At 45.8% G+C, this 23,164-nt stretch carries 18 protein-coding genes; 11 read left to right on the plus strand and 7 right to left on the minus strand.

The window, feature by feature from the left end; genetic code table 11:
• Positions 1-92: 92 nt before the first annotated feature.
• The 4 genes from tuf (at position 93) to ITG12_RS12660 (ending at position 3,838) form a co-directional block, all read left to right on the plus strand.
• Positions 93-1,277 carry an elongation factor Tu gene (gene tuf, locus ITG12_RS12645; RefSeq protein WP_042605518.1) on the plus strand — a complete coding sequence of 395 codons (1,185 nt, stop codon included), beginning with the start codon at positions 93-95 and terminating at the stop codon, positions 1,275-1,277.
• A gap of 336 nt (positions 1,278-1,613) precedes the next feature.
• A complete protein-coding gene (locus ITG12_RS12650) occupies positions 1,614-1,802 on the plus strand; it encodes a bacterioferritin-associated ferredoxin (RefSeq protein ID WP_038873712.1) in 189 nt (62 codons plus the stop codon).
• Positions 1,803-1,876: 74 nt separating this feature from the next.
• The gene (gene bfr / locus ITG12_RS12655; RefSeq protein ID WP_038873709.1) at positions 1,877-2,353 is read left to right on the plus strand and encodes a bacterioferritin; all 477 of its coding nucleotides are present in this window, start codon (positions 1,877-1,879) and stop codon (positions 2,351-2,353) included.
• A 207-nt stretch (positions 2,354-2,560) separates the two neighbouring features.
• Positions 2,561-3,838, plus strand: a complete 1,278-nt coding sequence (locus tag ITG12_RS12660) for a malic enzyme-like NAD(P)-binding protein (protein WP_248873115.1) — start codon at positions 2,561-2,563, stop codon at positions 3,836-3,838.
• 107 nt (positions 3,839-3,945) lie between these two features.
• Here ITG12_RS12660 and metJ read toward each other — a convergent pair whose 3' ends face one another.
• Complete coding sequence (gene metJ, locus ITG12_RS12665) at positions 3,946-4,266, minus strand: met regulon transcriptional regulator MetJ (RefSeq protein WP_038873704.1); 321 nt, start codon at positions 4,264-4,266, stop codon at positions 3,946-3,948.
• Positions 4,267-4,495: 229 nt separating this feature from the next.
• Here metJ and ITG12_RS12670 point away from each other — a divergent pair, with 229 nt between their 5' ends.
• The 3 genes from ITG12_RS12670 (at position 4,496) to metF (ending at position 9,257) form a co-directional block, all read left to right on the plus strand.
• Positions 4,496-5,656: an O-succinylhomoserine (thiol)-lyase gene (locus ITG12_RS12670; RefSeq protein ID WP_038873701.1), complete on the plus strand. Its 1,161-nt coding sequence runs from the start codon at positions 4,496-4,498 to the stop codon at positions 5,654-5,656.
• Positions 5,657-5,674: 18 nt separating this feature from the next.
• Positions 5,675-8,083, plus strand: coding sequence for a bifunctional aspartate kinase/homoserine dehydrogenase II (locus ITG12_RS12675; protein ID WP_248873116.1), 2,409 nt, complete (start codon positions 5,675-5,677; stop codon positions 8,081-8,083).
• A 271-nt stretch (positions 8,084-8,354) separates the two neighbouring features.
• Positions 8,355-9,257 (plus strand): methylenetetrahydrofolate reductase, encoded by a 903-nt coding sequence (gene metF / locus ITG12_RS12680; RefSeq protein WP_038873696.1) that lies wholly within the window; start codon positions 8,355-8,357, stop codon positions 9,255-9,257.
• 70 nt (positions 9,258-9,327) lie between these two features.
• Here the strand turns inward: metF and ITG12_RS12685 are convergent, their stop codons facing one another.
• The 3 genes from ITG12_RS12685 to argE all read right to left on the minus strand — a co-directional run bounded on the left by ITG12_RS12685 (position 9,328) and on the right by argE (position 14,355).
• Positions 9,328-9,867 carry a PadR family transcriptional regulator gene (locus ITG12_RS12685; protein WP_038873693.1) on the minus strand — a complete coding sequence of 180 codons (540 nt, stop codon included), beginning with the start codon at positions 9,865-9,867 and terminating at the stop codon, positions 9,328-9,330.
• Between the two features lie 438 nt (positions 9,868-10,305).
• Complete coding sequence (ppc, locus tag ITG12_RS12690) at positions 10,306-12,939, minus strand: phosphoenolpyruvate carboxylase (protein ID WP_038873715.1); 2,634 nt, start codon at positions 12,937-12,939, stop codon at positions 10,306-10,308.
• Positions 12,940-13,218: 279 nt separating this feature from the next.
• Entirely contained in the window at positions 13,219-14,355 is a 1,137-nt protein-coding gene (gene argE, locus ITG12_RS12695; protein WP_104047810.1) for an acetylornithine deacetylase, read from the minus strand.
• A gap of 144 nt (positions 14,356-14,499) precedes the next feature.
• Here argE and argC point away from each other — a divergent pair, with 144 nt between their 5' ends.
• The 4 genes from argC to argH all read left to right on the plus strand — a co-directional run bounded on the left by argC (position 14,500) and on the right by argH (position 19,747).
• A complete protein-coding gene (gene argC, locus ITG12_RS12700; RefSeq protein ID WP_039977674.1) occupies positions 14,500-15,504 on the plus strand; it encodes an N-acetyl-gamma-glutamyl-phosphate reductase in 1,005 nt (334 codons plus the stop codon).
• Positions 15,505-15,525: 21 nt separating this feature from the next.
• Positions 15,526-16,317, plus strand: coding sequence for an acetylglutamate kinase (gene argB, locus ITG12_RS12705; protein ID WP_038876058.1), 792 nt, complete (start codon positions 15,526-15,528; stop codon positions 16,315-16,317).
• A gap of 90 nt (positions 16,318-16,407) precedes the next feature.
• On the plus strand, positions 16,408-17,622 hold the full coding sequence (locus tag ITG12_RS12710) for an argininosuccinate synthase (RefSeq protein WP_005451488.1): 1,215 nt from the start codon (positions 16,408-16,410) through the stop codon (positions 17,620-17,622).
• A gap of 250 nt (positions 17,623-17,872) precedes the next feature.
• Entirely contained in the window at positions 17,873-19,747 is a 1,875-nt protein-coding gene (gene argH / locus ITG12_RS12715) for an argininosuccinate lyase (protein ID WP_248873117.1), read from the plus strand.
• A 154-nt stretch (positions 19,748-19,901) separates the two neighbouring features.
• On the opposite strand, the gene ITG12_RS12720 is transcribed toward argH, so the two are convergent.
• The 3 genes from ITG12_RS12720 to ITG12_RS12730 all read right to left on the minus strand — a co-directional run bounded on the left by ITG12_RS12720 (position 19,902) and on the right by ITG12_RS12730 (position 22,996).
• Positions 19,902-20,183, minus strand: a complete 282-nt coding sequence (locus tag ITG12_RS12720; protein ID WP_038865512.1) for a DUF3624 domain-containing protein — start codon at positions 20,181-20,183, stop codon at positions 19,902-19,904.
• A gap of 385 nt (positions 20,184-20,568) precedes the next feature.
• Positions 20,569-22,041 carry a dihydrolipoyl dehydrogenase gene (locus tag ITG12_RS12725; RefSeq protein ID WP_248873118.1) on the minus strand — a complete coding sequence of 491 codons (1,473 nt, stop codon included), beginning with the start codon at positions 22,039-22,041 and terminating at the stop codon, positions 20,569-20,571.
• Positions 22,042-22,267: 226 nt separating this feature from the next.
• Positions 22,268-22,996 carry a redoxin family protein gene (locus tag ITG12_RS12730; RefSeq protein WP_038865508.1) on the minus strand — a complete coding sequence of 243 codons (729 nt, stop codon included), beginning with the start codon at positions 22,994-22,996 and terminating at the stop codon, positions 22,268-22,270.
• Between the last annotated feature and the right edge of the window lie 168 nt (positions 22,997-23,164).

Raw genomic sequence — 23,164 nt, forward strand, 5'->3', positions numbered from 1 at the left:
CGCTAACAGACGTTGGCGCATAAAATAACAATTTCTGGCGCGTCGAGATCAATAATGATCACGGCGAATCATAACTAGGAAGGAACACGATTGTGTCTAAAGAAAAATTTGAACGTACTAAACCGCACGTTAACGTTGGTACTATCGGCCACGTTGACCACGGTAAAACAACTCTAACTGCAGCTATCTGTACTACTCTTGCTAAAGTTTACGGCGGTGTAGCTAAAGACTTCGCATCTATCGATAACGCTCCAGAAGAGCGTGAGCGCGGTATCACAATCGCAACTTCTCACGTTGAGTACGATACTCCAACTCGTCACTACGCACACGTAGACTGTCCAGGACACGCGGATTATGTTAAAAACATGATCACTGGTGCTGCACAGATGGACGGTGGTATCCTAGTTGTTGCTGCGACAGATGGTCCAATGCCACAAACTCGTGAGCACATCCTACTAGGCCGTCAGGTTGGTATCCCTTACATCATCGTATTCATGAACAAATGTGACATGGTTGATGATGAAGAGCTTCTAGAGCTAGTAGAAATGGAAGTTCGTGAACTTCTATCTGAGTACGATTTCCCAGGTGATGACCTACCAGTTATCCAAGGTTCTGCACTAGGCGCACTAAACGGCGAAGAGCAGTGGGAAGCTAAGATTGTTGAACTAGCAGAAGCGCTAGATTCATACATTCCTGAGCCAGAGCGTGCAGTAGATATGCCATTCCTAATGCCTATCGAAGACGTATTCTCAATCCAAGGTCGTGGTACAGTAGTAACTGGCCGTATCGAACGTGGTATCCTAAACGTAGGTGACGAAGTTGCTATCGTAGGTATCAAAGACACTACTACTACTACATGTACTGGTGTTGAAATGTTCCGTAAGCTTCTAGACGAAGGTCGTGCTGGTGAGAACGTTGGTGCACTTCTACGTGGTACTAAGCGTGACGAAGTTGAACGTGGTCAAGTACTAGCTAAGCCTGGTTCAATCACTCCACACACTAAGTTCGAGTCAGAAGTATACGTACTTTCTAAAGACGAAGGCGGCCGTCATACTCCGTTCTTCAAAGGCTACCGTCCACAGTTCTACTTCCGTACAACTGACGTAACTGGTGATATCTCTCTACCAGAAGGCGTAGAAATGGTAATGCCTGGCGACAACATCCAAATGGTTGTTGAACTAATCGCTCCTATCGCAATGGACGAAGGTCTACGTTTCGCTATCCGTGAAGGTGGCCGTACTGTAGGTGCTGGTGTTGTTGCTAAGATCTTTGCATAATTCTTAACGAATTGAGCAAAATCTTGCACTCTTCTTCTTCTTGAAGAAAGCGCTAGAAAAAGGGAAGCTAAGGCTTCCCTTTTTTATACCTGCTATTCCTCTTTTCAATATGGTTATAAGCCCATCATTCTTAGTCATGCTTTTTGTTTTTTAAAAACATGATCTTAGTTCTACTCGATTTTCTCTTCTTTTTAGCCATCCGCTAAGTCACTGAAAACTGCCAAAGCGGTCCAGACTGTTATAACAAAACGTTCTGTAATTCGTCTTAATACAACTGGTAACAAGAACGATTCTTGTTTATATTTCATTCCAAAGTGAAATTTAAAGGTAGTGAATATGTATGTTTGTCTTTGCCATGGCGTCTCTGACAAGAAAATTAGGAAGTTGGCGATAGATGAAGGCGTAACAGATATAAAAGGAATTAAAAGATGTACGGCGTTGGGAAGTCAATGCGGCAAGTGCATCAAGCAAGCGAAAGAAATTTTAGCTGAAACTGAATACCTAATGCTGAAACAAGCTAGCTAAATATTAGCTGAGCCTTTTTGACACCTTCTCATTTGCTTCTACATTTAAATGAAGCCAAAGAGGAGGGCTTTGCCATGAAAGGCGATCCAATCATTATTCAACATCTCAATAAGATACTCGGTAACGAGCTCGTCGCGATCAACCAATATTTTCTGCATGCCCGTATGTATAAAGACTGGGGATTAAAGCATCTCGCAGATAAGGAATACCACGAGTCGATCGATGAAATGAAACATGCTGATCACTTGATCGAGCGTATTCTGTTCCTTGAGGGGTTACCTAATTTACAAGACCTCGGCAAACTTATGATCGGTGAAGATACCAAAGAAATGCTTGAGTGTGACCTTAAACTTGAGATGGCCGCCATTCCAGATTTGAAAGATGCCATCGCTTACGCTGAGGATATTCGCGATTATGTCTCTAGAGATCTGTTTCAAGATATTCTCGAAGACGAAGAAGAGCACGTTGACTGGCTTGAGACTCAACTCGGTTTGATCCAGATGTCAGGTATAGAAAATTACCTACAAGCACAATATGTCGATGAAGAGTGAGATTATATTTCGCTGTTTTCCTATCCAAACCAAGTGATAAAAAGAGCACCTGACCTGTAAACAGGGTGCTCATCACTAATATCTGGTCTAATCTCTTTTATTATCGGCCCTTTTAAGGATATCGCTCGCAATCTAGCCTATGAAGTTTGACTTCTATCCTTTAGAATTTATTCCCCCTTACCGAAAAATAACAAAGAGAAACGATCCATGTCTGAAGACAATCGCCAAGAAGTCACCCCAGAAGAAGAACGCCGCCAACAAGCATTGGATTACCATGCATATCCAACCCCAGGAAAAATTGCCGTAGAGCTAACTAAGCCTGCTGAAACTGCAAATGACCTTGCTCTTGCATACAGCCCTGGTGTTGCAGAACCTGTACGTGAAATCGCACAGAACGCTGACAACGTGTATAAGTACACAGCGAAGGGCAACATGGTTGCGGTTATTTCTAACGGCACGGCTATTCTTGGTCTTGGTAATCTTGGCCCGCTGGCTTCTAAACCAGTAATGGAAGGTAAAGCGCTATTGTTCAAACGCTTTGCTGGTTTAGACTCAATTGATATCGAAGTAAAACACCGCACGATCGACGAATTTGTCGACACAGTAGCAAATATTGCTGATACATTCGGTGGTATCAACCTAGAAGATATCAAAGCCCCTGATTGTTTTGAGATTGAAAAGCGTCTGATTGAACGCTGTGACGTGCCAGTATTCCATGACGATCAACACGGTACAGCGATCGTAACGGCAGCAGGTATGTTGAATGCAATCGAGCTGCAAGGTAAGAAGCTCGGAGACTCCACGATTGTTTGTTTAGGCGCGGGTGCGGCGGCAGTCGCGTGTATGGAACTATTGATCAAATGTGGCGCGATGCGCGAGAAGATCTACATGCTGGATCGTAAAGGGGTGATCCACACGCGTCGTGATGATCTCAATGAATACAAACAGCTGTTTGCTAACAACACAGATAAGCGCACGTTGGAAGATGTGATTGAAGGTGCGGATCTTTTCTTGGGTGTATCGGGTCCAAATCTACTACCTGCAGAAGCATTGAAGCTCATGGCAGACAAGCCAGTTGTGTTCGCATGTTCAAACCCAGATCCAGAAATCAAACCTGAATTGGCTCACGAAGTGCGTGATGACTTGATCATGGGTACAGGTCGCAGTGACTACCCGAACCAAGTAAACAACGTATTGTGTTTCCCATTCATCTTCCGTGGCGCATTGGATGTTCGTGCAAGCGAGATCAATGATGAAATGAAACTGGCTGCGGTTGACGCGATTCGTGAATTGGCGAAAGAGCCAGTACCGGAAGCGGTATTAAAAGCAGCTGGCGTCGATAAGCTAGAGTTCGGAACTGACTACATCATTCCAAAGCCAATGGATTCACGCCTACTACCACGCGTGGCAAAAGCGGTGGCTCAAGCTGCGGTTGACTCTGGTGTGGCACGTATTGAAATGCCAGAGAATTACATGGCTCAATAGTGGTAAAGTAAAATTTAAAAATAAAAAAGGGACGCTCTCGCGTCCCTTTTTTTGTTCTTGGAAACCGTCCCCAGCACAGCTTCTATCATCGACGAATTTGTAAGCAATTATTCTTCGTCGAATGCTTCGAATTCGATTCCCATCGCTGTCATGATTGCTTTTGCTTCGGTAGGAATATCGTCTGGACGGTCTTTACGCAAATCTTCATCAGTTGGCAGTGGTTGACCTGTGTAAGCGTGTAGGAACGCTTCACACAGTAGTTCACTGTTAGTCGCATGGCGTAAGTTGTTGATCTGGCGGCGTGTTCGCTCATCAGTCAGCACTTTTAAAACTTTTAGCGGGATTGAGACGGTAATCTTTTTCACTTGTTCGCTTTTTTTACCGTGCTCAGCATACGGGCTAATGTATTCGCCATTCCAGTCAGCCATTGCGCACCTTCATTAATGTAATAAGTTAGAAAAATAAATATAGGTGCTGATTTTAGCTGCATTTACTGCCATAAGCAAAGACATATAGACGTCTAGAAGTGTTGACGTCTCATTTTTAGACAAGTAAAGTGAGGTTAATAGTTAGGGAAGAGTGTTAATCAATTGAGCAATACAAGCTAGATATAGCGCATTCCCATTTAGATGTCACCACCCGTGAAAGGATACACCCATGAGCACCCGTAAGCCTGCGACCATTGCTGTACGCACTGGTATCGAGTCAGACAGCCAATACAACGCTGTTGTACCACCTATTTACCTTTCTACTAACTATGGCTTCCCTGCATTTGGTGAAGTGCCTCAATACGATTATACCCGTTCTGGTAACCCTAACCGAGGCTTACTAGAGCAAGCATTGTACGAGCTTGAATCAGGCAAAGGAGCGGTTGTTACTAACTGTGGTACATCAGCATTAAACCTTTGGGTATCGACGTTTCTTGGTCCTGATGATCTAATTGTAGCGCCGCACGATTGCTACGGCGGTACCTATCGTCTTTTCAATACTCGTGCGAACAAGGGTGATTTTAAAGTGCAGTTTGTCGATCAGTCGGATCAGCAAGCTCTTGATGCGGCGATTGCGAAAAAACCAAAGCTTATCTTGCTAGAAACACCATCAAACCCGCTTGTGCGCGTGGTCGATATTGCCGCTGTGTGTGAAAAGGCAAAACAAGTCGGTGCACTGGTTGCCGTGGACAATACCTTTTTGACACCTGTGTACCAAAAGCCTTTGGAGCTAGGTGCGGATTTTGTTATCCACTCTACGACGAAATACATTAACGGTCACTCCGACGTTATTGGTGGTGTGGTGATCACTAAGAGTGAAGAGCATGCAGAAGAGCTGGCGTGGTGGGGCAATTGCATTGGGGCGACGGGAACACCATTCGACAGTTACATGACATTAAGAGGAATTCGTACGCTGGGTGCGCGAATGCGAGTTCATGAAGAAAGTTCTCAAGATGTACTTGCTTACTTACAGACTCAATCGTTAGTTGCACAGATTTATCACCCAAGTTTGCCAGAGCATCCTGGACATGACATCGCCAAGAAGCAGCAATCCGGTTTTGGCTCTATGTTGAGCTTCGAATTCGCAGGATCATTTGAACAGCTCAAAGTGTTTGTAAAAGAGCTGGAATTGTTTTCGTTAGCTGAGTCCTTGGGTGGGGTTGAAAGCTTGATTTGTCATCCTGCATCGATGACACATCGCGCGATGGGGGAAGCGGCATTAGCTGAAGCTGGTGTTTCTCAACAGTTACTGCGCTTATCCGTTGGTCTTGAAGATGCACAGGATTTGATCGCCGATCTTGAGCAAGCATTTTTAAAAGCAGCACAGTAATCGGGAGAGAGAAAAGTCATGAGTGTACAACGTCAGCTGCATAAATTTGGCGGCAGCAGTTTAGCCAACCCCGAATGCTATTTACGTGTGGTTGAAATACTAAAAGAGTATTCAGCCGAAAATGATTTAGTCGTGGTGTCTGCGGCAGGGAAAACCACCAATCGCTTGATCGAGTTTCTTGAAGGTTTAGATAAAGACGGTCGTGTTGCGCATGAAGCATTACAAAGCTTGAGACACTTCCAAACTGAATTGGTAGAAGCTTTGTTAACAGGTGAGGCACAGACGCAACTGCTTGCTTCCCTTCAAGATGAATTCAGTACTCTAGCAGAGTTAACGGCTCCGTTAACAGAAGCTCAAAAAGCCGCAGTGCTTGGACATGGTGAGGTATGGTCTTCACGCTTACTTGCTGCATTGCTGTCGCAGCAGAGTTTGCCAGCGGTTGCACAAGACTCTCGTACCTTTTTACGTGCAGAAGTAGGTACACAGCCAGAAGTCGACCGCGCTCGTTCTTACGCTCTAATTAAAGAAGCATTGGCACAACATAATCATCAGCGAGTGATTATCACAGGGTTTATGGCACAGAATGAGGCGGGAGAGACAGTACTGTTAGGCCGTAATGGTTCTGATTACTCGGCTACGGTCATTGGTGCACTGGCAGAAGCTAGTACTGTTACTATTTGGAGTGATGTCGCAGGTGTGTATAGTGCGGATCCACGTTTAGTCTCTGATGCATGCTTGTTGCCCCTACTGCGTTTAGATGAAGCAAGTGAACTTGCTCGCTTAGCTGCTCCGGTATTGCACAGTCGCACGCTTCAACCTGTTGCTCAAAGTACGATGGATTTGAACCTCAAATGCAGCTATCAACCGGAGTCTGGCTCAACCCGAATTGAGCGTGTATTAGCATCTGGTCGTGGCGCTAAAATCATTACCTCTCTTGATGAAGTGTTACTCGTGCAACTTTCATTTGTGCATGGTCATGATTTTGAGCGAGCGCAGAAAGAAGTGTTGCAAGCGTTAAAGCGCGCTCAATTAGAGCCACTAGCATTTGAAGCGCAAGAAGACCAACAAACATTGCGCTTAGCGTACACGTCCGAGATAGCCGGTGGTGCATTGGCTTACCTTCAAGAGTTGGCGGTTGAAGCTGAAATTAAACTGAAAGAGGGTTACTCACTGCTCGCAGCGGTAGGTGCAGGGGTCACGAAAAACGCCAATCATTGCTTTGGTTTTTATCAGCAGTTAAAAGACTCTCCGGTTGAATTTATCTCAGAGGCACAATCAGGGCTGAGTCTCGTCGCAGTATTACGCCGAGCCGAAGTGGAAGAGTTAGTACAAAGTATTCATAGTCAGCTGTTTCAAGCGCAAAAGCGCGTAGCGGTTGCCTTGTGTGGTAAAGGTAATATTGGTTCAAGTTGGTTATCACTGTTCGCAGAGCAAAAAGAAGAGCTCGAAAAACGCCACGGCATGAGCTTTGATTTAGTGGCGGTGGTAGATAGCCAAACTTACTGGTTTGATGAAAACGGGATTGATGCAGCAACGGTTGCTCAGCGCTTTGATGATGAAAGCATAGAGAATGATAGCAATTGGCTAACTAAGCTCGGTGCGATTCAAAATTTCGACGAAGCGGTGGTACTGGATGTCACTGCGAGTAAAGATCTGGCGGCACGTTATGTAGAAATTGCACAGCAAGGTATTCATCTTATCTCGGCGAACAAGGTGGCAGGTTCAGCTGATAGTCAGTATTACCATCAAGTACAAGATGCTTTCGCTAAGATTGGCCGTCATTGGCTATACAACGCGACGGTTGGTGCGGGGCTACCAATAAATCACACCGTTCGAGATTTGCGTGAAAGCGGTGACGAGATTGTCGCACTGTCGGGTATCTTCTCAGGTACGCTATCTTGGCTATTCCAACAATTTGATGGTTCGGTACCATTTACTGAACTAGTCGACTTAGCATGGCAGCAAGGTTTGACTGAGCCCGATCCTCGCTCAGATTTAGATGGTTCTGATGTGATGCGAAAGTTGGTTATCTTAGCTCGTGAGTCTGGTTTGGATATTGAACCTGAAAGTGTGAAGGTCGAATCGTTGGTACCAGAAGAGTTGCGAGATTTGAGCCTAGACGCTTTCTTTGACCAAGGTGATATCTTAAGTGAAATCCTGCAAGAGCGCCTAACTAAAGCTCAAAGAAACGACCAAGTGCTACGTTATGTCGCCCGTCTCGAGCGTAACGGTAAAGCAACGGTAGGAGTTGAGGCACTATCACGAGAGCATGCTTTAGCGAACTTACTACCGTGTGACAACATTTTCGCAATTGAGAGTAAATGGTACAAAGACAACCCGTTAGTGATTCGTGGTCCAGGCGCAGGACGTGAAGTGACGGCCGGTGCGATTCAATCTGATCTTAATCGCCTAGCTGGCTTATTCTAAATCTTACTAAGCCCAATTTTGCGAACTACCACAAAACCTCGGATGGCTTCCGGGGTTTTTTATTGTCTTGATAATGCCATACTGAATCACAGAGTTAGGCGATGAGGTTGTCACTTAGGAACTTGAACTATCCTAATTATTAACTTGAGAAAAATTCATAATCACAAGGTTGACATTAAATCGTATTCAATACATTCTGGAGACATATAGACGTCTAAACGTCGATTTAAGGATTTTGATTTCGTGGTGGAGTTGCCACAGGGAGAGTAAGATGGGATACACACATGCAGGGCATATCGATGCCTTAAACCAGAATATCGCTGAACTATCAGACAATATCAACGTCTCATTTGAGTTTTTCCCACCAAGCAGTGAAAAGATGGAAGAAACACTGTGGAACTCAGTGCACCGCCTTAAAACTCTTCAACCGAAATTCGTTTCTGTTACTTATGGCGCAAATTCAGGCGAGCGTGACAGAACCCACTCTATCATCAAAGAAATCAAAGCAGCGACGGGTCTTGTTGCTGCGCCTCACCTAACGTGTATCGACGCAACTCGTGATGAATTGATCGACATTGCTGACGATTACTGGAATAACGGTATCAAGAACATTGTTGCGCTGCGCGGTGATATTCCACCAGGTGGTGGTGCGCCAGATATGTATGCGTCAGACTTGGTAGAGCTGCTTAAAGCACGCCATGATTTTGATATCTCAGTGGCAGCATTCCCAGAAGTACACCCAGAAGCGAAAAGCGCACAATCGGATCTGCTTAACTTAAAGCGTAAGGTTGAAGCAGGGGCAAACCGTGCAATTACCCAATTCTTCTTTGATGTGGAATCTTACCTACGCTTCCGTGATCGCTGTGTAGCGGCAGGGATTGATGTAGAAATCGTTCCGGGGATCTTGCCTGTATCAAACTTCAAACAAGCGTCTCGCTTCGCTGCGCAGAACAACGTGAAAGTGCCGGGTTGGATGAGCAAACAGTTTGAAGGTTTGGATGATGATCCTGTGACGCGTCAGCTTGTTGGTGCTAGCCAAGCGATTGATATGGTGCGTGTCTTAAGCCGTGAAGGCGTGAAGGACTTCCACTTCTACACACTTAACCGTGCAGAGATGACTTATGCACTATGCCACACGCTCGGTGTTCGCCCACAAGTCGCAGTAGGCGCTTAATACGTTTTCCCCAGATAGACAAAAGGCTTGCCCATCGGCAAGCCTTTTTCGTTTTATTCAAAGCGACGAATTAGCCAATCACTTCAAGTTCTGTTAGCACTTCTTCTGCCCAGTTAATCCACGCTTCACGTAGCATTAAGTTACGACGAAGTGTTAGACGCTCTAGTCGTGCTTGTTTGTCTAGTGTTGATGGTGTTGCGTAGTACGCGGCTTCAATCTCTTTGTAATGAGAAACCAGTTTACGAGACTCTTCCACAAGTTCAGAAAGTTGGTCACGAAACGGTGTCGCAGGTTGCACTGCACAAGCCATTAGCTTAGCAGAGAACTCATCACGTACTGTTGGGTGTGCTGTTGGTTGATCGAACCACTCACCTAATGCGCCACGGCCAGCGTCAGTAATTGAGTAAACCTTACGGTCAGGTTTGCCTTCTTGCGGTTCAAGTACGCAAGTAACCAGCTCTTTCTCAGCCATTTTGTTTAGTTCACGGTAAACTTGTTGGTGACTTGCTTTCCAGAAGTAACCGATGCTAGCTGAGAATTCTTTAGTGATGTCGTAACCGGTTGCGTCGCGAGTGCTAAGAACAGTTAAAATTACGTGTGGTAATGACATGTCTTCAATCCAAATGGTCAATAAACTTGTAAACAAGCTACTTACACTTTCATTTGCGCTCTTTCTGACGCTTGAGTTTTTTATGTGTAAATAGCACCAACAATGTTGGTCCTGTCACCTTAAAGCCGTTTATCACCTAGAGTGATGGGTGTTTCCATCGAGCTGGAGCCTATTTGATTGGATTTGTGAGCTTCCAGCAGGCAAGTAGTATATAAATAATAAGCATGAAGTGGAATAGTAGGACAAAATTACCCAAAAAAACTAATAAAATACTCAATAGTGTTTTTGTGTAGTGTTTTATGTTGTTTGGTGGGGACTTTTTGTTTTTTTCTTGGATTAAATGTCTGGTTGCGTATTGCTCAAATAGTAGAAGTGATTGGTTAGTAGTAACAAAGGCTGAGTATTAACTCAGCCTTTGGTTCTTTATGCGTAGCTTGGTTAGCCTGTGTTACGCATACCAGCTGCAATACCTGCAATGGTTACCATCAGTGCTTCTTCTAAGTTTGCAGAAGATTCTTCAGTCTGGCGAGTACGGTACAGCAATTCAGCTTGAAGCATGTTCAATGGCTCTACGTAGATGTTACGTAGGCGAATGGATTCTAGTCCCCAAGGATCACTTTGCATCAAGTTCTCGTTGTTTTCTACGTTCAGGACAGACTTAATGTCCTGTTGAAGTTGATCTCGTAAGCGATCACCCAGCGGTTGAAGCTGCTCCTCAACTAAGCGCTGATCATAGTAACGAGAGATATCCATGTTGCACTTGGTGTACACCATCTCAAGCATACCTAGGCGAGTCGAGAAGAATGGCCATTCACGACACATTTCTTCCAGTAGTGCCTGATGGCCTTTGTCTACTGAGTATTGAATCGCTTCACCAGCCCCTAGCCATGCTGGAAGAACCAAACGGTTTTGGCTCCAAGAGAAGATCCAAGGAATCGCACGCAAACTTTCCACGCCACCGTTCGGGTTACGTTTTGCAGGGCGAGAACCTAGAGGCAGTTTACCTAGCTCAAGTTCAGGTGTTGCTTGGCGGAAGTAAGGCACGAAGTCTGGCTCACCACGAACGACGCTACGGTAGGCTTCACAGCTCACCTCGGACAGCACATCCATTAAGTCACGCCACTCTTGTTTAGGCTCTGGTGGCGGCAGTAGGTTCGCTTCTAGGATTGCACTTGCATACAAGTTGAAGCTGTTGACTGCGACATCAGGTAGACCTAGCTTAAAGCGGATCATCTCACCTTGTTCGGTTACGCGCAGACCGCCTTTCAGGCTCTTAGGTGGTTGAGATAGTAGTGCAGCGTGAGCCGGCGCGCCACCACGACCAATTGTACCGCCGCGACCGTGGAATAGTGTGAGTTCAACGCCTTCTTCTTCTGCAACCTTAACCAGTGAGTCCATCGCATGGTATTGCGCCCAACCTGCTGACATTACGCCTGCATCTTTTGCAGAGTCAGAGTAGCCAATCATCACCATTTGGTGGTTTTGGATAAAGCCGCGGTATAGATCAATGCCCATCAACTGCTTGATTACCGCTTCTGCGTTGTTCAAATCGTCTAGTGTTTCGAACAGTGGACATACGTCCATGCGGTAAGGGCACCCCGCTTCTTGTAGCAGTAGATGCACGGCAAGTACGTCAGAAGCGGTACGTGCCATTGAGATAACGTAAGCACCAAACGCTTCGCGAGGTTGTGCTGCCACAATCTTACAGGTATCCAAAACCTCTTTAACTGGCTCTGATGGCTCCCAGTCGCGAGGTAGAAGAGGGCGCTTAGATGCAAGTTCGTTGGTTAAGAAAGCAATCTTGTCTTGCTCGCTCCACTGCTCATAGTCACCAATGCCTAGGTAACGAGTCAATTCAGAAAGCACATCAGCATGACGAGTACTTTCTTGACGAATATCGAGACGAACTAGGTGGATACCGAAGGCTTTAACGCGGCGCAGAGTATCCAGCAGTGAGCCGTTGGCAATCACGCCCATGCCACATTCGTTTAGCGATTGGTAACACGCGTAAAGTGGTTCCCAAAGCTGCTCTACTTTTTGCAGAGGTGCTTTGACTGCCAATTTCTGGCCGTGAACTTTCGCGTCTAGAATGTCTTTAGTTTCGTTCAATAGTGAGCGAAGTTGTTTCAGAATCGCACGGTATGGTTCGTGTTGATCTTCACCTGCAAGCTCACGGACTTTATCGTTGCACACTGTCATTGACAGTTCGCTGATCAGTTCGTTGATGTCGTTAAGATATAGGTCAGCTGCTTTCCAGCGAGATAGAAGCAGTACTTCACGAGTCACGCTGTGGGTTACAAATGGGTTACCGTCGCGGTCACCACCCATCCAAGAAGAGAAGTGCACTGGGCGAGCATCAATTGGCAGACCTTCGCCAAGGTAAGATTTCAGGCGGTCGTTCATTTCACGTAAGAAGTCAGGTACGGCTTCCCATAGTGAGTTTTCGACCACTGCAAAGCCCCATTTAGCTTCATCAAGCGGTGTCGGGCGCTGCTGACGGATAACATCAGAGTGCCAGCTTTGAACGATAAGTTGCTCAAGGCGACGTTCAGTTTTCTTACGCTCTTTGAAAGAGAGATCGCTCAGCTCAAGCTTAGATAGACACTCGTTGATCTTCACAAGCTTATTGATCATGGTTCGACGAGTGATTTCGGTCGGGTGCGCAGTTAGGACCAATTCAATGTTCAGGTCGCGAACCGCTTGTGCCGTGTCTAGCTTGCTCACATCATTTTGCACCAGCTTTGAGAACAGCGAGTTAATTGCGTCAGGTTCGCAGATATGCTCTTCACAATGGCGTGAAATGGTGTGGTATTGCTCAGCAATATTGGTCAGGTTTAGAAATTGGTTGAACGCGCGGGTCACGGGCGTCAATTGCTCATCTGGCAAGCTTTTAATCTCTTCGATTAAGCTGTCTCTGTCAGCATTATTTCCAGCTTGAGCCGATTTGGATAATTTACGAATGGTTTCCACTTTCTCGAAGATTTCTTCGCCGTGGGCATCGCGAATTGTGTTGCCCAGTAAGTGGCCCAGCATGCGCACATTGCTTTTGAGTGCGGCGTATTTCTCGTTCATTGTCATCCTGCCTCGTAAAAAAACTACATCCATTGTCCTTGTTAAGACTCCAATCTAGCGAAAAGCACCAGTTCTAGTCAAATAAAGCACGCATAGATTGCAATTATTCCACTTCTCTCCTGATTTAGAGCAAAAATAGGTCAGCTTATCGAAGGAGAAGTGAAAATTAATTACAAAATAACGCTCTAAAAGAAGGATATAGCGTGCTAGAGGGGGCGTGGCGCAGATAACAAAATGCAACTCAATCGAGCTGCATTGTGAGGAAAGTACAGAATGCGACTAACAACAATATTTCACCATCGCACGTGACAGCACATCGATGGTTGGGTCAATAAAGTCGAAAGAGAGGAATTCATCTGGCTGGTGGGCTTGGTCAATCGAGCCGGGACCTAAAACCAGTGTTGGACACAACTGTTGAAGAAATGGTGCTTCAGTACAGTAGTTAACGGTTTCTGAACTGGTTTGGCAGATCTCTTCTACACCACCGATAAATGGGTGGTCGTGTTGGCATTCGTACCCCGGAATTGGCTCGTGCAGGGGAATGATTTCTAATCGCCCTGGCCATTTCGCTTCCACTTCTTTCAAGGCTCCGCGCAGCATGTTCTCTAAACCATCAAGGCTAATACCAGGAAGAGGACGCACGTCATAATGCAGCTCGCAGCAACCGCAAATCCGGTTTGCACTGTCACCGCCATGAATATGACCGAGGTTTAGGGTAGGGCTTGGAATGGCAAAACCAGGGTGGTGGTACTCTTTCACTAGCTTGTCACGCAGTTGCATCATGGCAAACATGACCTCATGCATGATTTCAATGGCGTTGACACCAAGTGCCGGATCTGATGAGTGACCGGATTTACCTGTTACGCGAATAGCATTTGCCACATGTCCTTTGTGACCTCGAATGGGTACAAGGCTGGTGGGTTCACCAATGATACAGTAATCCGGTTTAAAAGGTGCGTTCTCAGTGAAATGACGCGCACCCAGCATGGTGGTTTCTTCATCACAGGTCGCCAACACATACAGCGGCTTGGTTTGTTTACTCCAGTCGACTTTCTTTACCGCTTCATAAATAAAGGCAAAGAAGCCTTTCATATCCGCAGTACCTAATCCGTAAAAGCGGTTGTCTTTCTCGGTCAGCGTATGTGGGTCAAAACTCCAACGTCCTTCATCAAATGGCACGGTATCACTATGGCCTGCGAGAAGTAAGCCGCCTTCACCTTCACCCATACGTGCGATCATATTGTGTTTGCCTGGTTCCACTTCGATCACTTCAACACTAAAGCCAAGATCTTTAAACCAAGATGCCAGCTTCTCGATCACTTTGGCATTGCCTTGATCCCAACTTGGATCGGTTGAGCTTATCGAAGAGGTACTGATCAGTCCTTCATAGACCTCTAGAAAACTTGGTAATTGCATGGATTCTTCAATTCTCCTGTTGACAGACAGAGCACAAAAATGTAAAACACATATTAAATCATATTTATTGAATAAAAAATCAAAATAAAGCAAAAATTAAATATGAATAGTCATTTTCAGCCTTAAGTATATGGATGTCATGTAATGCTAAAAACCACGATTATCGGAGCCAGCGGCTACACCGGCGCAGAGTTGGCTTTAATGGTCAACAAACACCCTGAACTCAAGCTATCAGGTTTATACGTTTCCGCCAATAGCGTAGATGCAGGAAAGAATATTGCTCAATTGCACGGCAAGTTAGCAGGTGTGATTGATATGCCAGTTTCGCCACTGATTGACCCTGAGCAGGTTGCTCAAGCGTCAGATGTGGTCTTTCTGGCTACAGCACATGAAGTGAGCCACGACTTAGCCCCAATTTTCTTAGAGGCGGGCTGTCAGGTATTCGATTTATCCGGTGCATTCCGTGTGAAAAGCGAAGGCTTCTACAACACCTTCTATGGCTTTGAACATCAATATAACAACTGGCTAGATAAAGCAGCATACGGCTTAGCGGAGTGGAACCAAGAATCAATAAAAACCACTCCTTTGATTGCAGTGGCGGGTTGCTACCCGACCGCTTCACAGCTTGCAATCAAACCTTTATTAGAACACGCATTACTGGATACCAACCAATGGCCTGTGATTAACGCAACTAGTGGTGTATCAGGTGCAGGGCGTAAAGCATCCATGGTTAACAGCTTCTGCGAAGTGAGCTTGCAACCTTACGGTGTCTTTAACCATCGTCACCAACCAGAGATTGCTCAGCATTTGGGTTGCGATGTGATTTTTACTCCACACCTAGGCAACTTTAAGCGCGGCATTCTTGCCACGATCACCATGAAACTTTCGCAAGGCGTGACGGAAGCACAAGTGGCGAAAGCGTTTGAACAAGCTTACCAAGGCAAGCCTGCGGTTCGTCTTAAAGGTGATGGTATTCCACGTATTCAGGATGTCGAAAATACCCCTTTCTGTGATATCGGCTGGAAGGTTCAAGGCGAACACATCATTGTGATTTCGGCTATCGACAACCTACTTAAAGGTGCATCGAGTCAAGCGATGCAATGTCTCAATATTCATTACGGTTACCCAGAACTGACAGCGTTGCTGTAGTCGTTGAAAGAGGGAAATGCGATGACGCAAACCAATCAAGCTCCTTTAGTCATTAAGCTCGGTGGTGCAGCTCTATCTTGCACTCAAACCTTAAGCCAACTGTTTGCTGCTATTGCGGCATACCAAAAATCAGCGCAGCGACAAATCGTCATCGTTCATGGCGGTGGCTACCTAGTTGATGAGTTGATGGCAAAGCTTCAGCTTGAAACCGTAAAGAAAAACGGTCTTCGCGTGACGCCTTATGAGCAAATTCCTGTGATTGCAGGCGCGCTTGCAGGCACAGCAAACAAATTGCTTCAAGGTCAAGCGATTGCGGATGGTCTGAATGCAGTGGGTCTTAGTCTCGCCGATGGTGGGTTATGTCATGTTGAAGAACTTGATCCAGAGCTAGGCGCTGTAGGCAAAGCATCACCAGGTGATTCAACCCTTTTACAAGCGGTGCTAAGCGCAGGTGCACTGCCGATCATCAGCTCAATTGGTCTGACTGAAAAAGGTCAGATGATGAATGTGAATGCTGACCAAGCTGCGGTTGCCGTAGCAGGTGCATTGGATGCGGAGTTAGTGCTTCTATCCGATGTGAGCGGTGTACTTGATGGCAAAGGGCATTTGATCAAAACGCTATCTGAGCAAGAAGCCGATGCGTTGATCAAAGGGCAAGTAATCACCGACGGTATGATCGTCAAAGTTAAAGCCGCTTTGGAGGCTGCCAATGATCTTGGTCGTCCTATCGAAGTCGCGACATGGCGTTACCCAGAGAAACTGACCCAGCTATTCGCGGGTGAAAGTATTGGAACGCAGTTTCTGCCTCAATAAAGCAGAAGCAAACCAGTTTAAGAATTGAACATTAGGAAGTGGTTGGCACTGACCGCCGAGAGCAGCGCCAGTTAAGTTTGGAGAAAAAACATGAGCAAAGTGAACGTAAATAAAGTGGTAGTCGCATACTCAGGCGGTCTAGATACTTCAGTAATCATCCCGTGGCTAAAAGAGAACTACGACTGTGAAGTGGTGGCTTTCGTTGCCGATGTTGGTCAAGGTGCAGAGGAGCTAGAAGGTATTGAAGCGAAAGCAAAAGCTTCAGGTGCTTCAGAGTGCTACATCGCTGACCTGAAAGAAGAAATGGTCGCAGACTACATTTACCCGACACTAAAAACAGGCGCTTACTACGAAGGTAAATACCTACTAGGAACATCAATGGCGCGTCCTATCATTGCCAAAGCGCAGGTTGAAGTCGCACGTAAAGTTGGCGCAGACGCTCTGTGTCATGGTTGTACCGGTAAAGGTAACGACCAAGTACGTTTTGAAGGTGCATTTGCAGCGCTAGCACCAGATCTGCACGTTATTGCGCCTTGGCGTGAATGGGATCTAGTGAGCCGTGAAGAATGTCTGGACTACCTAGCAGAGCGTAACATTCCTTGTTCAGCATCTCTTACTAAGATTTACTCGCGTGATGCGAATGCATGGCACATTTCTACTGAAGGTGGTGTTCTAGAAGATACATGGAATGCGCCAAATGAAGATTGCTGGGCTTGGACTGTAGACCCAGAACAAGCACCGAATGAAGCTGAAACCGTGACCTTGAAAGTAGCGAAAGGCGAAGTCGTTGAGGTAGACGGCGAAGCGATGACACCATACAACGCGTTGGTTTATCTAAACGAGAAAGGTGCGAAGCACGGTGTTGGTCGTATCGATATTGTCGAAAACCGTCTAGTGGGGATGAAGTCTCGTGGTTGCTACGAAACTCCGGGTGGCACTATCATGATGGAAGCGCTGCGTGCAGTGGAGCAACTTGTGCTGGACAAAGCATCATTTGAATTCCGCGAGGAGCTTGGTCTGAAAGCATCGCACCTTGTTTACGATGGTCGTTGGTTCACGCCTCTATGTAAGTCTATTCTTGCGGCTTCTGAAGAGCTCGCGCAAGACGTGAATGGTGAAGTGGTTGTGAAGCTTTACAAAGGCCACGCAACGGTAACGCAAAAACGTTCGGATAACAGTTTGTACTCTGAAGAATTTGCTACTTTTGGTGAAGATGAAGTTTATGACCAAAGCCATGCTGAAGGCTTTATCCGTCTTTACTCGCTATCAAGCCGTATTCGTGCGCTGAACAGCCAGAAAAAATAAGCCAATTTAAAACCTTATAAGATAAGAGACCTGCCTCTATTGGCAGGTCTTTTTCGTTTTTGCTGACCTCATTGGCATAAAGATAAAATAACCATGAATAAATATGTAAAAATATTGAATTTCTACTTTATTTTTATCTGTGATTATCGTAACGTTGAGGCATAAGAAAAAGTGAGCAAATGACCACCGATTTGGTCAACACTTAATGAAGAATACGTTAGCGTAAGCAATAGTCATCAGGAGAAACGCAATGGCATTATGGGGCGGAAGATTTACCCAAGCGGCAGACACCAGATTTAAGGACTTCAACGATTCATTGCGTTTCGATTACCGATTGGCTGAGCAAGATATTGTTGGCTCAATTGCGTGGTCAAAAGCCTTGCTTTCTGTTGACGTATTATCAGCAGAAGAACAACAAAAGCTTGAGCTGGCACTGAATGAGCTCAAGCTTGAAGTCATGGAAGACCCTCAGCAAATCCTACGTTCGGATGCGGAAGATATCCACTCTTGGGTAGAGCAGCAACTGATCAACAAGGTCGGCGACCTAGGTAAAAAACTACACACGGGACGTTCACGTAACGACCAAGTGGCAACCGACCTTAAACTTTGGTGTCGTCAGCAAGGCCAACAGCTGTTGATTGCTTTAGACCGTCTGCAAACTCAAATGGTAGGCGTAGCTAAGCAGCATCAAGGTACGGTGCTTCCGGGCTACACGCATTTGCAACGTGCTCAGCCTGTTACGTTTGCTCACTGGTGTTTGGCTTATGTTGAAATGTTTGAACGTGACTATTCGCGTCTGAGTGACACACTTAAGCGTTTGGACACGTGTCCACTTGGTTCTGGAGCGCTTGCTGGTACCGCTTATCCAATCGATCGTGAAGAGCTGGCTCACAACCTTGGTTTCCATCGTGCAACACGTAACTCGTTGGACTCTGTATCTGACCGTGACCACGTGATGGAGTTGATGTCTGTGGCGTCTATCTCGATGTTACACCTTTCGCGTTTAGCAGAAGATATGATCTTCTACAATTCGGGTGAATCTAATTTTATTGAATTAGCTGATACGGTAACCTCAGGTTCTTCTCTGATGCCACAGAAGAAAAACCCAGATGCACTAGAGCTTATTCGTGGTAAGACGGGGCGTGTGTACGGCGCACTTGCTGGCATGATGATGACAGTGAAAGCGCTGCCACTGGCTTACAACAAAGACATGCAGGAAGACAAGGAAGGCCTGTTCGATGCACTTGATACATGGAACGATTGCATGGAAATGGCGGCACTGTGTTTTGATGGCATCAAGGTTAATGGTGAGCGTACGTTAGAAGCCGCGAAACAAGGTTACGCAAACTCTACCGAACTGGCAGATTATCTAGTGGCGAAAGGCATCCCATTCCGTGAAGCGCACCATATTGTCGGTGTTGCTGTGGTCGGTGCTATTGCCAAAGGCTGTGCGTTGGAAGAATTGTCGATTGAAGAGCTGAAAGCTTTCTCTGAAGTGATTGAAGCGGATGTGTATGACATCTTAACCATCGACTCGTGTCTTGAGAAGCGTTGTGCACTTGGTGGTGTCGCGCCTCAGCAAGTTGCTTTCGCCGTCGATCAAGCAGACAAGCGCCTTTCTCAACGTGATACATCAGCAGTGAAAGTTCGACCTGCTCGTCTAACCGATATTGAAACCGTAGAAGGTATGGTTGCTTATTGGGCGAATATGGGGGAAAACCTACCGCGCTCACGCAATGAGTTGGTACGTGATATTGGCTCCTTCGCGGTTGCCGAGCATCACGGAGAGGTTACTGGTTGTGCATCTTTGTATGTCTATGACTCAGGGTTAGCAGAAATTCGTTCTCTAGGCATTGAAGCTGGTTGGCAAGGCCAAGGGCAGGGTAGTGCGATTGTGAACTATCTGGTTGAGAAAGCACGCCAAATGGCTATCAAGAAAGTCTTTGTGCTGACACGTACGCCTGAATTCTTTATGAAGCAGAGCTTCTTGCCAACCTCGAAGTCGTTGCTACCAGAAAAAGTACTGAAAGATTGCGATCAGTGTCCGCGTCAGCATGCGTGTGATGAAGTTGCACTAGAGATCAACTTGTTCGAACAATTGATCCAGAAAAGTAACGTAGCCTAGGTTGATGATTCTATTAGTATTTAAGAAAATACTAAAAAAATTGGAAAAAAACTTGGAACCTTTGAGAGGAAGCCCGGTCTATTAAAGTACCACTGCTTTTTCTTAGAAGAATCTAAGAGAGCCCCAAGACCGGTATTGGTTTTGGGGCTTTTTTCTATCTGTCATCTGGGTGATGAGCATCCTTACTTTCTTTTCCACGACGGCGCTGCCACGGCAAAACCACGAAGCGCATCCATAGGTGCAAAAACAGTAAGCCGTTAAATGCAAATCCGGCAAAGATCAGCGCGATCGATTCAATACTTTGTGGATCATCTTTAAACGCAAACCACCACACGATCCAACATAAAACAGAAAGTACCGTCAGTTGATCCATGCATCGTTGGCAACGTCCGATCTTTTTCCAAAACCAGTGCTCTTGGCAACTTCGACAAGCCATTGTTCTATCCACACTATCTATTTTTCCCTGATTATAACGGCTAACTCATGTTTGAGTTTCTCTTTGTCTGGTTTCTATGTCGTGTCTATCGAACCAAAAATGGAAAATTAACTTGGTTAAAAATGTGTAGCACGTAATTGGTGTATGGTGCGCTGTCAGCCTGACAATAGGAAAAATTATAATGTCGACAGAACTTAAAGTAGCACTAGGCCTTGCTGGTGGTTTCTTCACAATTGGTTTTACTGCCATTGTGCTTGTTAGCCGTTACGCAATGATGACTGCATAAACAACCACTTTGCTCAGTTTGAACTGATAGAGTTGGAATGAGAAAGCCTCGTCTATGACGAGGCTTTTGTTTGTCTGGGAGAGGTAAAGAGAGTGAGCGTTAGCAACCAGGTCCACAATCAAGACAATGTTTGATCATCTCAGGACCTAAGTGGAGCTTCGCATTCAAATCTCGTAGCGCAGTGCGAACGCCTTCTTCAATCACAGGGTGGTAAAATGGCATATCAAGCATTTCAGATACTGTCATTTTATTTTGGTGTGCCCAAGCAAGCAGGTGGGCTAGGTGTTCGGCGTTTGGTCCCATCATTTCTGCGCCCAAGAAGCGACCAGTACCTTGTTCCCCATAGACATGCAGAATGCCTTTATTTCGAAGCATAACGCGTGAGCGACCTTGATTTTCAAACGATACTTGACCGGTAGCGAAACAGCCACATGTGCCAAAACGCGTTTCTAGTTGCTTGAAGGTTTCTCCTACCATAGCAATTTGTGGATCAGAGAACACTGCTGAGATTGATGAGCGGCGCAGGCCTGCACGAATATCAGGGAAACGACCTGCGTTGTCGCCAGCAATACGCCCCTGATCTGCCGCTTCGTGTAATAATGGAATTTGATTGCTTGCATCACCCGCGATAAAGATGCTCTCTACCGAGGTTTGCAGAGTGTAATGATCCGCCGTTGGTACGCCGCGCTCATCCAGTGCCACATTGGTGTTTTCAATCGCTAGCTTGTCGACATTCGGGCGACGACCAGTTGCTGCCAATACGTAATCAACAATAAAGGTTTCTAGTTCACCATCGTGGTTGATGAATTGGATTTCGACCTTATCTTCACCGTCATTTTCTGGTGAAGTAATACGTTTCATGCTTTCGACTTTTACATCGGCATCAAGGTAGAACTCTTCTTTGAAGGCTTTATCGGCATACGCCATCACTTCAGGGTCGGTCAATGGTCCTACTTGACCACCAAGACCAAATAGCTTCACATTTACACCTAAGCGATGCAACGCTTGACCCAATTCAAGACCAATCACACCCGGACCAAATACGGCAACAGATTCTGGCAAGTCATCCCAATCGAACACATCATCGTTAATCACTAAGCGGTCGCCGACTTCATTCCATACGGCAGGGTAAGCAGGACGCGAACCGGTTGCGATCACAATACGCTTAGCTGTGATTTGAGTGTGCTCATCAACGATTAACGTGTTGTCGTTGGTAAACTTAGCATAACCCGACACTTTATCTTCAGTAGGAATCTCATCGACGCCTTCCAACACAAAGCCTACAAAGCGGTCACGTTCTCGCTTTACTCGGTCCATGACTTCACGACCATTAATGTAAATGTCGCCTTGTGGATGTACACCAAAGCCCGGTGCTTTCTCGATTTGGTGTACGCTTTCAGCGGCGGCGATCAAAAGTTTCGACGGCATGCATCCGACACGAGCACATGTTGTGCCGTAAGGGCCACCTTCGATCATCACAACGCTGTCTGCGTGTGATTTTGCTGCGCGGTAGGCGCCAAGACCAGCTGTACCACCACCAATAATTGCCACGTCGACATTTAACTGTTTCATAATGGATTCTCGTTTTTTCCAAACGCAGTTGAAGTGACTAAGTTTGGATGAGTGAATTTGAGTTCATTAATCTTGATAACTGGTTGAACGGTGAAGACAACCAGTTATCAAGATTAAGCATAGGAAGTGATTGAGGGGGTGGTCTCCCAGGCGAGGGATGCTCTGGGAGACCAAGGGCTGAGTTCTGGATAGCGAGATTGCCAACTCAAGCCCATTAGGCAAATTATTAACCTAGGTACGTTTCTAGCTCTTCGCTACCGCCGATGTGTTTACCACCGATGAACACTTGAGGTACCGTTGTGCGACCAGAGATTGCACGTAGACTTACTGTTGTTGCGTCTTTACCCAGAATCACTTCTTCATATTGAAGACCGTGGTCAATCAAGTTTTGTTTCGCCTTCATACAGAAAGGGCAACCTGGTTTAGTGAATACGGTGATTGATTCTTGAGTTTTGTACTCAGGAGCGATGTAGTTCATCATCGTATCTGCATCAGATACTTTGAACGGGTCGCCTGGCTCGTTTGGTTCGATGAACATTTTTTCTACTACGCCGTTTTTCACTAGCATGCTGTAACGCCATGAACGCTTACCAAAACCAATGTCGTTTTTATCTACAAGCATACCCATACCGTCTGTAAACTCACCGTTACCATCTGGGATGAAAGTGATGTTTTCAGCTTCTTGGTCAGCTTTCCATGCGTTCATTACGAATGTATCGTTTACGGAAACACATAGAATCTCATCCACGCCATGTTCTTTAAATACAGAGAACAGTTCGTTGTAACGTGGTAGGTGGCTTGATGAGCACGTCGGAGTAAAAGCACCAGGCAAGCTAAATACGATAACCGTTTTGTCTTTGAACAAGTCTTCCGTGGTTACATTCACCCATGCGTCACCTTTACGGATAGGAAAAGTAACTTGTGGTACAGCTTGACCTTCTTTTGATGCAAACATGATGATTTCCTTTTTAAATTTATGAAATAATTCGTTTTCGAGCTTAGCGTTATTTAGCGCTCAGTTTCGTTTTCTTGAGCTCATTATTGAAAAAAAACTTTGATAGCTCTAATCGTTTAATGCTATGGTTTTGATAGATTATTTCTATCGCCAAACAAGAAGCGAATC

The sequence above is a fragment of the Vibrio sp. ED002 genome (assembly GCF_023277445.1).
Taxonomy (GTDB): Bacteria; Pseudomonadota; Gammaproteobacteria; order Enterobacterales; family Vibrionaceae; genus Vibrio; species Vibrio jasicida.